General features: G+C 71.5%; 17 protein-coding genes. 3 read left to right on the top strand and 14 right to left on the bottom strand.

The genetic code is table 11. The annotated features are described in order from the left end of the window. Positions 1–17 precede the first annotated feature (17 nt). Positions 18–689, top strand: coding sequence for a DUF1707 SHOCT-like domain-containing protein (locus IF47_RS0103330; RefSeq protein WP_078591524.1), 672 nt, complete (start codon positions 18–20; stop codon positions 687–689). Between the two features lie 122 nt (positions 690–811). On the opposite strand, the gene IF47_RS0103325 is transcribed toward IF47_RS0103330, so the two are convergent. From IF47_RS0103325 to IF47_RS0103285, 9 genes are all read right to left on the bottom strand, one after another. Continuing rightward, positions 812–3,220, bottom strand: a complete 2,409-nt coding sequence (locus IF47_RS0103325; protein WP_342667213.1) for an FtsX-like permease family protein — start codon at positions 3,218–3,220, stop codon at positions 812–814. 32 nt (positions 3,221–3,252) lie between these two features. Further along, positions 3,253–3,939: an ABC transporter ATP-binding protein gene (locus IF47_RS0103320; RefSeq protein WP_031506452.1), complete on the bottom strand. Its 687-nt coding sequence runs from the start codon at positions 3,937–3,939 to the stop codon at positions 3,253–3,255. Further along, entirely contained in the window at positions 3,936–4,460 is a 525-nt protein-coding gene (locus tag IF47_RS0103315) for a PadR family transcriptional regulator (protein WP_031506450.1), read from the bottom strand. Before IF47_RS0103315 ends, IF47_RS0103320 begins: the two co-directional genes overlap by 4 nt. A 118-nt stretch (positions 4,461–4,578) precedes the next feature. Beyond that, positions 4,579–4,845: a type II toxin-antitoxin system antitoxin gene (locus IF47_RS0103310; protein WP_037731810.1), complete on the bottom strand. Its 267-nt coding sequence runs from the start codon at positions 4,843–4,845 to the stop codon at positions 4,579–4,581. Beyond that, positions 4,842–5,786 carry an SPFH domain-containing protein gene (locus tag IF47_RS0103305; protein WP_031506446.1) on the bottom strand — a complete coding sequence of 315 codons (945 nt, stop codon included), beginning with the start codon at positions 5,784–5,786 and terminating at the stop codon, positions 4,842–4,844. Before IF47_RS0103305 ends, IF47_RS0103310 begins: the two co-directional genes overlap by 4 nt. Before the next feature lie 185 nt (positions 5,787–5,971). Then, on the bottom strand, positions 5,972–7,318 hold the full coding sequence (locus IF47_RS0103300; protein WP_051716891.1) for an AI-2E family transporter: 1,347 nt from the start codon (positions 7,316–7,318) through the stop codon (positions 5,972–5,974). A 193-nt stretch (positions 7,319–7,511) separates the two neighbouring features. Continuing rightward, positions 7,512–8,207 carry an aggregation-promoting factor C-terminal-like domain-containing protein gene (locus IF47_RS0103295; protein ID WP_031506443.1) on the bottom strand — a complete coding sequence of 232 codons (696 nt, stop codon included), beginning with the start codon at positions 8,205–8,207 and terminating at the stop codon, positions 7,512–7,514. Positions 8,208–8,604: 397 nt separating this feature from the next. Next, entirely contained in the window at positions 8,605–9,942 is a 1,338-nt protein-coding gene (gene phoH2 / locus IF47_RS0103290; RefSeq protein ID WP_031506442.1) for an RNA 5'-3' helicase PhoH2, read from the bottom strand. A 304-nt stretch (positions 9,943–10,246) separates the two neighbouring features. Then, a complete protein-coding gene (locus IF47_RS0103285) occupies positions 10,247–11,047 on the bottom strand; it encodes an isoprenyl transferase (protein WP_051716888.1) in 801 nt (266 codons plus the stop codon). A 107-nt stretch (positions 11,048–11,154) separates the two neighbouring features. On the opposite strand from IF47_RS0103285, the gene mgrA reads away from it, so the two are divergent. Then, on the top strand, positions 11,155–12,198 hold the full coding sequence (gene mgrA / locus IF47_RS0103280; RefSeq protein ID WP_031506438.1) for an L-glyceraldehyde 3-phosphate reductase: 1,044 nt from the start codon (positions 11,155–11,157) through the stop codon (positions 12,196–12,198). A gap of 183 nt (positions 12,199–12,381) precedes the next feature. Here the strand turns inward: mgrA and IF47_RS0103275 are convergent, their stop codons facing one another. Beyond that, complete coding sequence (locus IF47_RS0103275) at positions 12,382–13,116, bottom strand: prepilin peptidase (protein ID WP_031506437.1); 735 nt, start codon at positions 13,114–13,116, stop codon at positions 12,382–12,384. Between the two features lie 124 nt (positions 13,117–13,240). Between IF47_RS0103275 and IF47_RS0103270 the strand changes: the two genes are divergently transcribed. After that, positions 13,241–13,594 carry a DUF192 domain-containing protein gene (locus IF47_RS0103270; RefSeq protein WP_031506436.1) on the top strand — a complete coding sequence of 118 codons (354 nt, stop codon included), beginning with the start codon at positions 13,241–13,243 and terminating at the stop codon, positions 13,592–13,594. 22 nt (positions 13,595–13,616) lie between these two features. Here the strand turns inward: IF47_RS0103270 and IF47_RS0103265 are convergent, their stop codons facing one another. From IF47_RS0103265 to IF47_RS31385, 4 genes are read right to left on the bottom strand one after another with little or no spacing between them, the layout of a single operon-like run. Continuing rightward, a complete protein-coding gene (locus tag IF47_RS0103265; protein ID WP_051716885.1) occupies positions 13,617–14,261 on the bottom strand; it encodes an OmpA family protein in 645 nt (214 codons plus the stop codon). Positions 14,262–14,274: 13 nt separating this feature from the next. Continuing rightward, complete coding sequence (locus IF47_RS0103260; protein ID WP_031506434.1) at positions 14,275–14,865, bottom strand: hypothetical protein; 591 nt, start codon at positions 14,863–14,865, stop codon at positions 14,275–14,277. A 29-nt stretch (positions 14,866–14,894) separates the two neighbouring features. Beyond that, on the bottom strand, positions 14,895–15,533 hold the full coding sequence (locus IF47_RS31390) for a pilus assembly protein TadG-related protein (protein WP_031506432.1): 639 nt from the start codon (positions 15,531–15,533) through the stop codon (positions 14,895–14,897). Continuing rightward, the gene (locus tag IF47_RS31385) at positions 15,530–15,763 is read right to left on the bottom strand and encodes a hypothetical protein (RefSeq protein ID WP_031506430.1); all 234 of its coding nucleotides are present in this window, start codon (positions 15,761–15,763) and stop codon (positions 15,530–15,532) included. The genes IF47_RS31390 and IF47_RS31385 overlap by 4 nt, the downstream gene beginning before the upstream one ends. Positions 15,764–16,050 lie beyond the last annotated feature (287 nt).

The raw sequence follows: 16,050 nt of genomic DNA, 5'->3' as shown, positions 1-16,050 counted from the left end.
TTCGCTAGTCTGGGGCCGTGGATGAGAAGCGCTCCCTGGAGAAACAGCCCGAGCCCCGGCCCGAGCGGCCCGTGGCCGAGGCGGACGTACGCGCCTCGGACGCCGACCGCGACCGGATCGCGGAGATCCTGCGCGAGGCGCTCGCGGAGGGGCGGCTGGACACCGAGGAGCACGCCGAGCGGATCGACGCGGTCTACCGGGCCAAGACGATGGGCGAGTTCGCGCCGCTGGTGCGCGACCTGCCGGCGGGGCGGCGGGAGGCCCTCCGGCCCGATCCGACGGCGCCGCCCGCCGCTCCCTCCTCGCACGGGTACGGGGCGCACGGCGGCGAGAACCTGGTCGCCGTCTTCAGCAGCGCCTCCCGCAAGGGGCGTTGGCGCGTGGGCGGCAGGCTCAACGCCTTCGCCCTCTTCGGCAGCGTCGAGATCGACCTGAGCGAGGCCCTGTTCGACCACCGGCAGGTCGTCGTCAACGCCACGTCGGTCTTCGGCAGCGTCGAGATCAAGGTGCCGGAGAACGTCACCCTGCACGGCAGCGGCACCGGCGTCCTGGGCAGTTACGAGGTGAAGTCCCTGGAGTCCGACGACCCCGAGGCGCCGATGATCGTGGTGCGCGGCGCCGCGGTCCTCGGCAGCGTCGAGGCCAAGCCCAAGCGCGGCAAGCGCGGCAAGCGGCTGCGCGGGCGCTGACGGGGCGACAGAGCGGCGGAGCGGCGGAGCGGCGAAGGACACAGACGCCTCGCCGTCCGCACGGCCCTCCCCCGGTACGGGCCGTGCGGACGGCGTCTACGCCCGGTCGGCGTGCCGGTCGGTCACTCCGTGCGCAGACCGTCCGGGCGCATCATCCGCCACAGCGGCGGAAGACTGAGGAGCGTCACCAGGGCGACCACCGCCGCGCCGGTGCCCGTCATGGCGGCCAGCCCGGTCCAGTGGACCGCGAACGGCTCGGAGACCATCGCCAGCAGGACCGCTCCCAGCCCGATGCCGCCGACCGCCGCCAGCGCCATACCGAGCACCACGGGCACGGCCGTCTGCCACAGCACCGACCAGCCCAGTGTGGAGCGGCGGGTTCCGAAGGCGACCAGCACCGAGAGCAGCTTCCGGCGCTCGCGCAGTTGCTCCAGGGTGGAGACGACCATGCCGGCACCGATCAACGCCATCACCCCGGCCGCTCCCGCGTACAGGGCACGCTGGACGAACACGAACTCCCCGGCGCGCTCGGTGCTCGCCAGCTCCCACACGTCGACACCGGGGTCGCCGGTCTCCACGGCGTTGCGGACGTACTCCTTCGCGTCGGGCACCGACGGGTCGATTCGCACCATGACCTCGGCGCGCAGGTCCGTCAGGCGGGAGAGGTCGAACGCCGCGGGGGTGGCGAGGATGCCGTCGACGGTCGTCCCCAACGGGCTGATCCTCCCCTCGGCCTCGCGGATGTCGGTGGGGACGGTCCACAGGACGGGCTCGCCCACCTGGACGAGTGCGTCCTTCTCCGGCAGGTACCGCGGGGGGTTCAGGTTCAGCCGCGCGCCGGGGCGGGTGCCGGTGTCCTCCTCCCGGTCCGGGGAGAGGACCACGAAGATGTCCCCGTCCTCGCAGGCCCCGACTCGGGCCAGTTCCGCCAGGGTCGCGCAGTCGGCCACGGTGATCGGTGTGTGGTACTCGTCGTCCACTCCCTTGTCGTACTCCGTGAGGTACGTGTGCGTCGTGCCCAGCGCCTGGTCCACCCCGCGGGCCTCCGTGATCCTCCGGACCAGCTCACGAGCCTCCGCGTCGTCCTCGACCTCGGCGATGACCTGCAGTTGGGCACGGGTCGGGTCCTGGCCGGTCTCGGCGGTGTACGACTTCTCCACCGTTCCGAACAGCATCTGGACGGCGATGGCCCCGGCGACGGCGACGGTGATGCCGCTGACCGCGCGGGCCGCCGACCCGCTGTCGAGTTGGAGGCGGCGGACGGCGAGTTGGAAGGGCAGCGGCCCGCCCCGCACCCGCCCGACGACCCACTCGATCAGCCAGGGCAGCATGGAGGTGACGCCGACCAGCAGCAGCACGATGCCCGCGGCAATGCGGTAGGTGGCGATCGAGCCCTGGTCGGGGTCCAGCCCGCCGAACGTGGGAGCCAGCAGCAGCAGTCCGGCGGCGGGCGGCAGCAGCCGCCACCACAGCCGGCGCCGGCGGACCCCGGAGCCGCGCACCACGCCGAGCGGTTCGATGGCGACCCCGCGCAGCGCCAGCAGGGTGACGGCCACGGCGGAGGCGGGCACGGCCGGCACGATCAGCGCGATCAGCGCGGCGCTGGGCCGTACGTCGGAGGGGAAGACGTTGAGGCCGAAGAGCGTGACCTCGCCGATCAGCTCGCGGACCGGCAGGAACAACACCGTTCCCACGGCCAGTCCGAGGAGGGCTCCGACCATGGACTCCCCCGCGGCGATGCGCCGCACCATCCGGCTGTCCGAGCCGACCAACCGCAGCGCGGCGAGCCTGCGGTCGCGGCGCTCGCCGCCGAAGCGCACGGCGGCGGCGATGAACACCCCGACCGGGAGCAGCAGCACCACGCAGGTGACGACCACCAGCAGCAGCAGGAAGGCGTCCAGCGGTTCCGAGTCGTGGGTCTGGCCGAAGCGGTCGACGCGGAAGGTGGATCCCTCGCCCTCGACGAGTCCGTCCGCGCCCGCCACGTAGACGAGTTCGGCCGGGCCCAGCAGGCCCTCGTCGCCGATGGTGCCGACGATCCGCTGGGGCAGCCGCTCCCTGAGGAGTTCGCCCTCGGGAGAGGCGAGCAACTCTCTCAGGGCGGGTGAGACGAGCATCTCGCCGGGGGCCGGGGCCTCCTCCACTCCCGGGGGCAGCGGCGGGTGGTCGCCCTCGGGCTGGAGGTACCGGCCGCGGACGCTCTCGCCGCGGAACTCGCTGTCGGCCCTGGCGTACAGGGCGCTGCGGTCGGAGCGCTCGACCGTTTCGGAGGGGCCGAAGTTCTCCCGGGCGTCGGCGCGGGCGTCACGGGAGGCGAGCATGTGCGGTATCGAGGCGGCGATCATCAGCACGGCCACGCCGAGACCGACGCCGATCGCGGTGAGCACGGTGCGGGCCCAGCCCTCGCGTCCCCCGAGGAGTGCGAAGCGGGCGCCCATGGACAGGTCGGCCGCCCAGCGGGTCACTCCCGTCGAGCCGACGGAGGGTGCGGGCGGCACCGGCGGTTCACCGGCGGGCGCGGCGATGGGCACGGCATCCCCGGGCGCCCCGGGGGCCGGCGCCCTCATATGGTGCCCGCCAGGTCCCGCACCCTGCCGTCGCGGACGACGATCTCCCGGTCGGAGTAGGCGGCGACCCGGGCCTCGTGGGTCACCAGCACCACGGCGGCCCGGGTGTCGTGGGCGGCGTCGGTGAGGAGCCGCATCACCCGCTCGCCGTTGAGGGAGTCCAGCGCGCCGGTGGGCTCGTCGGCGAAGACCACGCGCGGTGTGGTGACCAGGGCGCGGGCGACGGCGACGCGCTGGCCCTGACCGCCGGAGACCTGGCCGGGCCGGTGCCGGCCCACGTCCTCGACCTCCAGCCGCTCCAGCCACTCCACCGCCCTGGCCTCGGCCTCCTTGCGGGCCACGCCGGTCAGGCGCAGCGGCAGGGCGACGTTCTCCACACAGGTCAGTTCCGGGACGAGTTGGCCGAACTGGAAGACGAAGCCGAACTCCGAGCGGCGCAGGGCGCTGCGCTCGGTGTCCGGCATCGCCGACAGTTCGCGACCGCGGTAGTGGACCGTTCCGGAGTCGGGTCGGACGATCCCGGCCAGGCAGTGCAGCAGGGTGGACTTGCCGGAGCCGGAGGGGCCCATCACGGCGACGACCTCGCCGGGGTGGACGGCGAAGGAGGCGCCGTCCAGGGCGGGGGTGGGACCGTAGGACTTGCGCAGGTCCGCGGCGTGCAGGAGTGGTTCGGCGGTGGTCATCCGCGTACCTCCCGGGCGAGTTGGTCGAGGCGCGCGGCGGTCAGTTCCAGCCAGCGCAGATCGGCTTCGAGGTGGAACAGGGCGTGGTCGCAGATGAGTTGGTCGGCGAGGTCGCCGCTCTTCTTGCGCCGGGTCAGTTCGCGCATCAGCCGCAGGTGTTCGGAGCGCTGGACGTCCAGCAGTTCCGCCGCGTCACGCCCGGTCAGCAGCGCGAGGACGACCTTGGTGTAGAGGGTGGACTGCAGGTACGGCTCGGGTTTCTCCGCCCGGCCGAGCCAGGCGGCGACGTCGGTGATGCCGGCGTCGGTGATGGCGTAGCGCTTGCGCTCGGGGCCCTCGCCGGGTTCGATCCCCTCGACCTCCACCAGGCCGTTCTTCAGCAGCCTGGACATGGTCGAGTAGACCTGCCCGTAGTGGAGCGGACGGTCGTGGCCGAAGCGTTCGTCGAAGGCGCGCTTGAGGTCGTAGCCGTGGCGGGGTCCGGTCTCCAGGAGCCCCAGCAGGGTGTGGCCGATGGACATGCCGACGACTGTACACCACGTGTATACACATGATGTATACACACGGTGGGCACGGCCGGCGGGCCGTGTCTCGCGCGCCGGCCGCGTCCCGCGCGGGGACCGCCCCCGTTCCCCGGCGTCAGTCCTCCGTGCGGGGCGGCCGGCCCCGGCGGGGGTGGGGGCGGGCGTCCCTCGGCATGCGGCCCGCCTCGGCCAGAGCCCTGCGCAGCAGGTAGTCGATCTGGGCGTTGGTGCTGCGCAGCTCGTCCGCGGCCCACTTGGCGAGGGCGTCGTGGACGGCGGGGTCCAGCCGCAGCAGCACCTGTTTGCGTTCCCGCCGGCGCTGCTGCCGCCTCTCCCGTTCGGGGTCCCTCTCCTCGGAGGGCCGCTCCGGCCGCGCGGTCACTGGTAGAGCGACCCCGCGTTGAGGACCGGCTGCGGGGACCGGTCGCCGCAGAGCACCACCAGCAGGTTGCCGACCATGGCGGCCTTGCGCTCCTCGTCGAGTTCGACGAAGTCCTGCGCGGCGATCCGGGCGACGGCGTCCTCGACCATCCCGCAGGCGCCCTCCACGATCGTCCGGCGGGCCGCCACCACCGCGCCCGCCTGCTGGCGCTGGAGCATCGCGGCGGCGATCTCGGGGGCGTACGCCAGGTGCGTGAAGCGCGACTCGATGATCCGCACGCCCGCCGCCCGCACCCGGGCGGTCAGCTCGACGGCGAGCTTCTCGGTGATCTCCTCGGCGTTGCCCCGCAGCGACAGACCGTCCTCGTCGTGGGCGTCGTACGGGTACTCGATGGCGATGTGCCGCACGGCGGCCTCGGTCTGTGTGGAGACGAACTCCACGAAGTCGTCCACTTCGAAGGTGGCCTGGGCGGTGTCCTCCACCTGCCAGACGACGACGGCCGCCAACTCGACCGGGTTGCCGTAGGCGTCGTTGACCTTGAGCACGGCCGTCTCGTGGTTGCGCACCCGCGTGGAGATCTTCTTCCGGGTGGTCAGCGGGTTGACCCAGCGCAGGCCGTCCTTGCGGATGGTGCCGGTGTAACGCCCGAAGAGTTGGACGACCCGGGCCTCGCCCGGCGCGACCATGTTGAGCCCGGCCATCGCGAAGACCGAGCCGATCACCAGCAGCACCCCGAGGACTATCAGCGCCGCCCCCGGACCGCCCGATCCGCCGGAGGCGAGCCGGGCGCCGGCGAGGACGCCGCCGGCTCCGGCCAGCAGCCCCAGCAGGCCGAGCAGCAGGGCGAGGCCGCCCGACACGGAGTGGGCGGGCACCTCGCGCACCTGCGGCACGGGCATCTCGGGAAGCTCTCCGATGGTGGGCGTGGTCTCAGCGGACATGGCGGTCCCCCGTTTCCGTCTGTCGATCGTCTAGCAAAGTGATATCACTTTAGCCGAAGGCGAGTCCTCGCGGAACCCTCCCCCTTCCGTCCGCGACCCGGCGGGGGCGGACGGACCCCGAAACGCCCGGGACCCCGCCGTGTGGCGGGGTCCCGGGCGTCGAACCGGTCGCGCTCGCGAGCGCCCTACCTCTCCGGGGACTCCGGGGGCCCCGGGGTTTCCGGAGAGGCGGAGGGCCCGGGCCTCGGGGCACCCGGCTCGGACGGGCCGGACGGCCGAGTGGCCGTCTCGGCGGTGGCGCCGTGGGGTTTGGCCCCGCCGTGCAGCGCGTTCTCGGCCGCGTACCTCCGCAGGTAGGCGACCACCGTGTTGAGCACCGCCACCACCGGAACCGCCGTCACCGCTCCGGGGATGCCCGCGATGAGGCTGCCGCCGGTCACCGCCAGCACCACGCCCAGGGGGTGCACGCTCACCAGCCGGCCCAGGATGAGCGGCTGGAGCACGTGCCCCTCGAGCTGCTGCACGGCCAGGACCACCGCCAGGACGAGCAGCGCGGTGACCACGCCGTTGGCGACGAGCGCCACGAGGACCGCCAGCGTCCCGGAGGCGAAGGCGCCGACGATCGGGATGAAGGAGAACAGGAAGATGAAGACGGCCAGCGGCACCGCCATCGGGACGTCGAGGAAGTAGATGCCGATGCCGATGAAGAACGCGTCGATGAAGGCCACGATCACCGTGCCGCGCACATAGCCGGTGAGCGTCGCCCAGGCCATCGGGCCGGCGCCCGCGACACCGTCGCGGGCGACCGCCGGCACGAAGTTGAGCGTCCAGTTCCACACGCGCCGACCGTCGTAGAGCAGGAAGATCGACACGAACAGCGCCAGCAGCGCCCCGGAGAGGAACTCCACCACGACGGTGACGCCCTGCCACCCGGCGCTGGTGATCTGCTCGCTGTTGCTGCCGATCCAGTCGTTCAGACTGTTGGCGACGTTGTTGATCTGCTCCTCGGTGACGTGGAAGGGCCCGTCGAGCAGCCAGGTCTTCAGCTCCTCGATGCCGCCCTGGACCTGCTTGGTGAGGTCGTCGAGGTTCTCCATCACCTGCCAGACCGCGAACCAGCCGACCAACCCGATCGCCACCACACCGGTGACGAAGGTGATCACCGCGGCCAGACCCCGCCCTATCCCCAGTCGGCGCAGCCGGGCGACCGTCGGCTGGAGCAGCGCGGTGATCAGCAGACCGACGGCGAAGGCCAGGACGAGCAGGCTGAAGGTGCTGATCACCTTGACCAGGACGTATATGACCCCGGCCAGGATCAGCAGCCGCCACCCCACCTCGGCGGCCACCCGCACCCCCCACGGCACCATGGACGCGGGCGGGGGCGGCCCGTCCGGGGGGGCCGCCACGATCGGTGTGGTGGGCGGGGGCGGCGGCACGGCCTCCTCCGCCTCCTTCTCGGCGCGTTCCCGGCGTTCGGTCACCCGGTCGGCGAAGCGCGACACGCCAACCCTCAACCTCTGAAGTCTCGACATGACGCTTCCTTCGCCCCCTGTGTCCAGTCCGGCCGGTTCCAGTATGGTCCGGCCGGGGCCGATCCGACGCATATGCCGTACCGTTCGCCCCATCGTGGGACGACCCCGACGGGGTAAAGGGTTGCTTCTCTCCGAACACGCCAAACCCCCCGCCCATCGGACGGGGGGTTCGCACCGGAACGAGTCGGCCGGCTCAGTACCAGTGGTTGGCCTGCCAGAACTCCCAGGCGCCGCAGGGGCTGCCGTAGCGTTCGTTCATGTAGTTCAGGCCCCACTTGATCTGGGTGGCCGGGTTGGTCCGCCAGTCTGCGCCGGCGGAGGCCATCTTCGAGCCCGGCAGCGCCTGGACGAGGCCGTACGCGCCCGAAGAGGGGTTCTGCGCCTGGTAGTTCCAGCCGCTCTCGCGCTCGACGATGTTGGAGAAGCACTGGAACTGGCCCCCGCCCACGATCTGCTGGGCCATCGCCTTGACCTGGGCGACCGTGTACGAGCTCTGCACCGCGAAGTCGGTGCGCTCCGCCGAACGGCTGGCGGCCTGCTGCGCCTCCTGACGCTTCTTGGCCTCCTCGGCGGCCCTCTTCTCCGCCGCTTCCCTCTTGGCCTGGGCGTCCTTGGCGGCCTGCACACGAGCTGCTTCCTCGGCGGCCTTCTTCGCTGCCGCGTCCGCGGCGATGGCGGCGTTGTCCGCCTGCTGTGTGAGGGAAGCGGTCTGTACCTGGCCCTGCGGGCCTGCGGGTATGTCTGCGAGGAGCGTCGCGTCCGCGGCAGTGGCCTCGACCGAGTCGGTCGTGCCCTGCTCACTCCCCGAGGCAACACCGACGACCGCGCCGACGGTGGTGACCGCGGTGGCGGACGCCACGGCGAATCCCCGGACCGAGATCCGAGTCACACGGTTTCCTTCCACACTGCCCGCTCAGGTGACCCCGCGGGCGCAATCGTGCCCCTGACACGGGCCTCCCCACGCACTGGTCACGGGAGGCACTGGCCCGGTCGGGTCCCTCCGAGGAGGGATCCCGCGTGGTACTTCGGGCGGCATACGACTCGCTGCTGTTGACTTGTGGACCCACACCCGATGGTGCGGATGGTGCGTGTGTGCCGTATGCGGGGCCTGACAGGAACCACACCCTGCCGGAAACGGAACGACGGACGCAATTCCATGGCGCGTGGGAAAGCTCACACCTCCTCAGGAGCTTCCGTTCCGTGGAAAAGCACGCGCGAAAGGGCCCCGCACCGCTACGCTTCTGCGTTTCGCCGTGCGGGGCCCTCTCAAGAGGTCCTGAACCGGCCTAAACCCGTCCGTCCTCCAGCATCTCGGTCACCAGGGCCGCGATCGGCGACCGCTCGGACCGGGTCAGGGTGATGTGCGCGAAGAGCGGGTGCCCCTTGAGCCGCTCGACCACGGCCGCCACCCCGTCGTACCGCCCCACGCGCAGGTTGTCGCGCTGGGCGACGTCGTGGGTGAGGACGACACGGGAGTTCTGCCCGATCCGCGACAACACCGTCAGCAGGACGTTCCGCTCCAGCGACTGGGCCTCGTCGACGATCACGAACGCGTCGTGCAGGGAGCGACCGCGGATGTGGGTGAGCGGCAGCACCTCCAGCATGTCGCGGGCCACGATCTCCTCGACGACCTCACGGGTCGTCACCGCCGAGAGGGTGTCGAAGACGGCCTGCGCCCAGGGGTTCATCTTCTCGTCGGCGGTACCCGGCAGGTAACCCAGATCCTGGCCGCCGACCGCGTACAGCGGCCGGAACACCATCACCTTGCCGTGCTGCCGCTTCTCCAGCACCGCCTCCAGGCCGGCGCACAGCGCCAGCGCCGACTTGCCCGTCCCGGCCCGGCCGCCCATGGAGACGATGCCCACCTCCGGGTCGAGCAGCAGGTCCAGCGCGACGCGCTGCTCGGCGCTGCGCCCGTGGATGCCGAACGCCTCGCGGTCCCCACGCACCAGTCTGATCCGCCCCTCGGGGGTCACCCGTCCGAGGGCTCTGCTCCGTTCGGAGTGCAGGACCAGGCCGGTGTGCACGGGCAGCTCCGCGGCCTCGGGCACGTACACGCTCTCCGCGGCGAACAGTTCGTCCACGTCCTCGGCGGCCAGCGTCAGCTCGGCCATGCCCGTCCAGCCGGATTCGGTGATCGCCAACTCGGCCCGGTACTCCTCGGCCAGGAGACCGACGGAGGACGCCTTGATCCGCAGCGGCAGGTCCTTGGAGACGACGGTGACGTCGTACCCCTCGGCCTGGAGGTTCCGGGCCACCGCGAGGATGCGCGAGTCGTTGTCGATCGGCCTGCCGTGGTCGCCGCGCATGGTGGAGGGCAGGACGGCCGGGTCGGAGTGGTTCAGTTCGACCCTGAGCGTGCCGCCCAGCTCACCGATCGGTATCGGCGCGTCCAGCCGTCCGTGCAGGATCCGGTACTCGTCCAGCCGCCGCAGCGCTTGGCGGGCGAAGTAGCCCAATTCGGGGTGGTGGCGCTTGGCCTCCAACTCCGTGACCACGACCACCGGGAGCACGACCTCGTGCTCGTCGAAGCGGGTCATGGCCGCCGGGTCGGCGAGCAGGACGCTGGTGTCGATGACGTAGGTGCGCCGGTCGTGGTCTCGGCGCTTCGTGCTGGTCACCACGGATGGACCTACCCCCTCGGAAGAGGTCGGGGTGCGACGGCGTCGCGGGGGATGCGGCCGGGCTCCGGCCCGTGCACGGGCCGGGCACCGGCCCTCCGCGTACACCGTGCGCCTGGGCACGGTCGTCCGTGGTGTGCAAAGGGCCTCCCGGGGCCTGCTCCCTGGACCGGGAGTCGACCTGCAGGGGATATTCCCTGTCCGTGCCGACACCATGCAATGGCATATGCCGTAGGTCGGATGAACGGATGATGACCGATGAGCGCGTGAGGGGGCGAAGGGGCGCGGAGGGAGGAATCCCGGCCTCTCAGCCCCCGTAACGGCGGTGGCGGGCCGCGTAGTCCCGCAGCGCGCGCAGGAAGTCCACCTTCCGGAACGCGGGCCAGAAAACGTCGCAGAAGTAGTACTCCGAATGGGCGCTCTGCCAGAGCATGAAGCCCGACAGCCGCTGTTCGCCGCTGGTGCGGATCACCAGGTCCGGGTCGGGCTGGCCGCTCGTGTACAGGTGTTCGGCGATGTCCTGGAGGTCGAGGTCCTCCGCCAACTCCTCCAGGGTCGCCCCCTGCGCCGCCCGCTCGGCGAGCAGGGAGCGCACGGCGTCGACGATCTCCTGCCGTCCGCCGTAGCCGACCGCGACGTTGACGAGTATCCCCGTGTTGTTCCGGGTGGCCTCCTCGGCGTCCTTCAGGACCCGCTGGGTGTGGTCGGGCAGCAGGTCCAGGGTGCCGACGTGGTGCACGCGCCAGCGGCCGTCGGCGGCCAGGTCCCGCACGGCGTCCTCGATGATGCCCAGCAGCGGGACGAGTTCCTCGGCGGGCCGGCCGAGGTTGTCCGTGGACAGCAGCCACAGGGTGACGACCTCGACGTCCGTCTCGCCGCACCACCCGAGCAGTTCCCGGATCTTCTCGGCCCCCGCCTGGTGGCCCTGCTCCGTCGTGCCGCCCGCGGCCCGCGCCCAGCGGCGGTTGCCGTCGAGGATGACGCCGATGTGCTTGGGCACCTGCTCGTGGTCGAGGCGGCCCTCCACCCGCAGTGCGTAGAGCCTGTAGACCAGCCGGCGCAGCCAACGGGGATACCACCGGGTCCGTTCCCGGGAAGATTGCAGCATCGGTTCGTCAGCCCCTCCATGCCGGTGCCGAGCGTTTAGAACCTTACTGCGCGTTCGCACTGCCGCACGAACCGGGAACGTCACAGAACGGTGATAAGCAGGGAGCCATGAACGACTCACACCCGTATCGCGCCGCCGACTCCCGCTACGACACCATGCGCTACCGCCGCACCGGCCACAGCGGCCTGAAGCTCCCGGAGATCTCGCTGGGCCTGTGGCACAACTTCGGTGACGACCGGCCGTTGGAGACGCAGCGCGCGATCCTGCGCCGCGCCTTCGACCTGGGCATCACCCACTTCGACCTGGCCAACAACTACGGCCCGCCGCCCGGCTCCGCCGAGGAGAACTTCGGCCGGATCCTCGCGGCGGACTTCCGCTCCCACCGCGACGAGCTGATCGTCTCCACCAAGGCGGGCTATCTGATGCACCCCGGCCCCTACGGCGAGTGGGGCTCGCGGAAGTACCTGCTGTCCTCCCTGGACGCCTCGCTGAAGCGGATGGGGCTGGAGTACGTCGACATCTTCTACTCGCACCGCTTTGACCCCGACACCCCGCTGGAGGAGACGATGGGCGCGCTGGCGTCCGCCGTCCGGCAGGGCAAGGCGCTCTACGTCGGCATCTCCTCCTACGGCGCGCGGCGCACGCGCGAGGCGGCCCGCATCCTGCGCGACATGGGGGTCCGGCCGCTGATCCACCAGCCGTCCTACTCCATGATCAACCGCTGGACGGAGGACGACGGCCTCCTGGACACCCTGGAGGAGGAGGGCATGGGCTGCATCTGCTTCGCCCCCCTCGCCCAGGGGCTGCTCACGGACAAGTACCTGAACGGCGTCCCGGAGGGCTCCCGCGCCACGCGGGGCACCTCCCTGGACCCGGCCCTGCTCACCGACGAGCTGGTCGGACGGCTGCGCGGCCTGAACGCCGTCGCCGAGCGCCGCGGCCAGTCCCTGGCCCAGCTCGCGTTGAACTGGGTGCTGCGGGACCGGCGGATGACGTCGGCGCTGATCGGCGCGAGCAGCGTCGCCCAACTGGAGGCGAACGTGGCCGCGCTCGACGGCCCGGAGCTGACCGACGAGGAGCTGGCGGAGATCGACGCCCACGCGGTCTCGGCTCCCGGAGTGAACCTCTGGGCCCTCAGCAGCGAGAGCTGAGCCACCCGGCCACCGCCGGTCCGGGCACCCGGGCGTCCGGGCGTCCGGGCGTCCGGGTGTCAGGACGGGGAACGGCGGGGAACGCAAAGCGGGCCGGTCCGTGGGGGGGGTTACGGACCGGCCCGAGGGGGGGATTCCACCATAGCCCCTGCCGGGGTGTGCCGCGCGCACCGACGGGCCGGTTCACACGGTCAGCCCTCCCGACAGCAGCCCCACCAGGGCCCCCGCCACCATGAACGGCCCGAACGGCATGGCCGCCTTGCGGGTCGCCCGACGCGCGACGACCAGCGACAACCCGTAGACCGCGCCGAACAGGAAACCCGCGAACGCCCCGGTCAGGAGCGCGCCCCAGCCGTACCACCCAAGAGCTACCCCCACCGGGAGCGCCAACTTGACGTCCCCGAGGCCCATGCCGCGCGGGTTGACCAGGAACAGCACCAGGTACGCCCCGCCCAGCACCACCCCGCCCAGCAGGGCGCGGGGCCAGCTACCGCCCGCTCCGGGCAGCAGCGCGGCGACGCCGAGCAAGGCGGCGCCGCCCGCGGCGAGCGGCAGGGTCACGACGTCCGGCAGCCGGTGGACCCTGTGGTCCACCATGGCCAGCAACACCGCGAACGGCGCCAGCAGCAGCCACACGACCAGTTCCGGCCGCCCCCCGACGGCCGCGGCGACGAGCGCGCACACCACCGCCGTGACCGTGGCCGCCGACGCGGCACCCGGCCCGTACCCACCGTCCCGTCCCCTCCCGCACTCCGCGCACCGGGCGGGTCCCGCCCATCCCGGCAGCGCGTGCCCGGCGGGACAGTGCGCGCGCCACGGCGTCCCCGGCTCGACGGCGAGCCGGTAGGCGGCACGCGGCAGGAGCGATCCGGCGACGGCACCGTGGACGGCGGCGAGGGCGATCAGCGTGAGGCGCACGCCGTGAGCGTACGGCGGACGGCCGCCGGGGGCACGGGCCTCGCGCCACGCCTCCCCTCCCCCGGTGACTCTCTGGTAGAACGGCGCCCGGAGCCACGCCACGGCACACCACGGGAGGGACGCCATGGGCCGCCTGCGGGACGGGAGGGGAACGCTGCGCGTCGAGGGGGGCGCGGACGGCGTCCCGGTGGAGATCGCCGCGTCCTACCGCACCCGCACCCGCGGTCTGCTGGGGCGCGACGGCGTCGACGGGGCGCTCCTGCTCACCCCGGCGAGCGGTGTGCACACCTTCCGGATGCGCTTCGCGATCGACGTCGCCTACCTCGACCGCGAGTCGCGGGTGCTGGCCGTGCGGACCATGCGGCCCGGCCGTCTGGGACTCCCCCGGCCGCGCGCCCGCCATGTGCTGGAGGCCGAGGCGGGCGCCCTGGCGCGCTGGGGAGTGCGACCGGGCGTGCGGGTCGCGCTGGAGGCGTGAGCGGAGGGGGCCGGGTCGCGGTTCAGTCGCCGCGCGGGAAGGAGACCTCCACGCGACGGTTCTTCTTCCGTCCTTCCTCGGTGGAGTTGTCGGCGATCGGGTAATCCTCGCTGTAGCCGCGGATGTTGAAGGTGACCTCGGAGGAGAGCTCCTTCAACAACTGCCGGTGGACGGCCTCGGCGCGCTCCTTGGAGAGCTTCTCCCCGTGCTCGTAGGAGCCCAGGTCGTCGGTGAACCCGAAGACGTTGACCTCCGCGGCGCCCTGCTTGTCGATCTCCGCGGCGATGTCCTGGATGCGGGCGTGCGCGTCGGCGTTCAGTCGGGCACTGTCCCGGCCGAAGAGCACCTCGGCCTGGAGGGTGAACTTGGTCTGGCTGTTGGAGTCCTCGCGCCGTTCGGCGCCGCTCTCCTCCTCGACGATGGAGCGGATGTCGAGGACCTTGGGCTCCTTGAGGGTGGCCCCGTCCTTCATCATCAGACCGGGCGCGTTCGGGTCCACCTTCACCGGAGGAGACGGTGAGGGGGCGAAGTCCTGGGGCGCGCTCGGACTGGGTTCGGCACGGGCGGTCCCCTCCGCCGTCGCCGTCAGGGCACCGACGGCGAGGAGGACACCGGCGCTCGCCGCCACGGTGCGCCGCACCGCGAGGGTGCGCGGTCGGATCGTCATCGCTGCGCGCCTCTCACTTGTCGGTGATCCGGACGGTGGCGCTGCTCATGGTGGGGACCTGCAGGTCGACCTCGGTCGTGCTCGCCGGCGGGGCGGGGAACTGGGCGAAGAAGTCGGCGGTCTTCCCGGCTCCGAGACCACCGGGGAACATCGTGCACAGGCAGTTGTTGTCGGTGTCGCGCAGGATGTAGTAGCGCTTCTTGCCCTTCTTGTCGACCAATGTCATACCGGCGACCGAGGCGCCCTTACCCGAAAAGTCCAGGTCGCCCGTGGCCCAGCCATCGAAGAGGTACGCCTGGTTACTGGTGTTTTCGATTCTTCCCTTGACAGTGACGAAACCACCCCGGTCACGGGCCGCCGAGGTCACTATGACATTCACACCGTCCGCGCCGTTGATCGTCGCTATGGCCTTGCCGTCCTCGGAACCGCTGTCCTCGGTGTTCTCCCCGTTCTGCTGCCCCTCCTGCTCCGACGACTGGGAGGAGATGCCTGCTTCCGGTGCCTCGTCGTCTCCCCCGCCGCACGCAGTCAGGGTGAGAGCCAGCGTCGCCGTCGTCACCACGGCGGCGCCTCGCAGGAGCTTCCCGATCTCGCGTGTGCCCATGAATCATGTTCCCTCTGCTCGTCGTTCGCTCACCGGTCCGCCAAGTGGACGGAGAACAGGTCTTCCGGCTCCGGAAGGATGTCGGTGAGGCGGTCGGGGTCGATCTCGACGGGCCCGTCGAACCCTCTACAGATCAACTCGTGTCCCTTGCCGTCCTTTTCTTCAGCGCCGTCTTCCTCCTCACCGATCCCGATGTCCTCGGCCTCCCGGAGACGGCAGCGCGGCTCGATGACGGCCGTGGCGGCGGCCGTGGCGTACTGCCGCTCCGTGCCGGGGATCAACGAGTCTCCCACCGGCTTGGTGTTCCTCACCTCGACCGTGAACCCGGTGGGGGAGAACACCCTTTCGCAGGAGGTCCGTTCCGCGCCGTTCTTCCGCGCGAACTCCGATGCCCTGCCGCAGGGGTCGCCCGTGCTGCCCAGCCTCCTCCCGTCGAGCAGGTCTTCCCAGGCATCCGGGTCGAAAAGGTCCAGGAGGTTGTCCCGCAGGCCGTCCCTGGCCTCCCGTGCGGCGGCCAGCGCGGCGGCGTCCGCCGCGCCCTGGGCGTCGTTGCGGCTCGCCGAGGCCATTCCGACCGCGAAGAACGCGAACGCGAGGAAGAGCAGGCCCGCCACCACCGCCAGGTAGATGGGGTAGGCCTGTCCCGACTCGGAGGAATCCCGACTCACCTGGAGGTGATCTTCTCGATCTGCTCGGTGATCTCCGCCGAGATCCTGTCGCCGAAGTTGGTGTTGAGGATCACGATGATGATCGCCACGACCACCACGATGATGCCCATGTACTCCACCGCGGACTGGCCCTCGTCCGAGCGGCGTCGCAGTGCGTCGACCGTGGTGTTCCGCCAACCGCGAGCGCGGATACGAGCGTTGACGGCGGTCTTCAACAGTTTGTCGCTCACGGTGTTCCCCTCCGAGTCCGGCCGAGCGCGCGTCGGCCGACACATACGATTCTGTGCCCACCACACCGTTCCCGTCACCGGCTTCAGGGCAACCGGTCCTGTCGGTGGCATGGGAAACGTACGCGGGTGTACCCGACTCGTTCCAGGGGCCCAGGGGCCAATTCCCGTCCCTCGGAGGTGTGTTCCGGTCAGTCATGGCGGGTCTCTCCCCGCCGTGCCGTGTTCGGCCGGGCCGCGCCGGCCGCGCCGCGGTTGTCGGCATGCGGTTCGGCGAAGACGCGATCGGC

The organism is Streptomyces megasporus, from assembly GCF_000718985.1.
Classification (GTDB): Bacteria; Actinomycetota; Actinomycetes; order Streptomycetales; family Streptomycetaceae; genus Streptomyces; species Streptomyces megasporus.
This window is presented reverse-complemented; position numbering and strand designations above follow the sequence as displayed.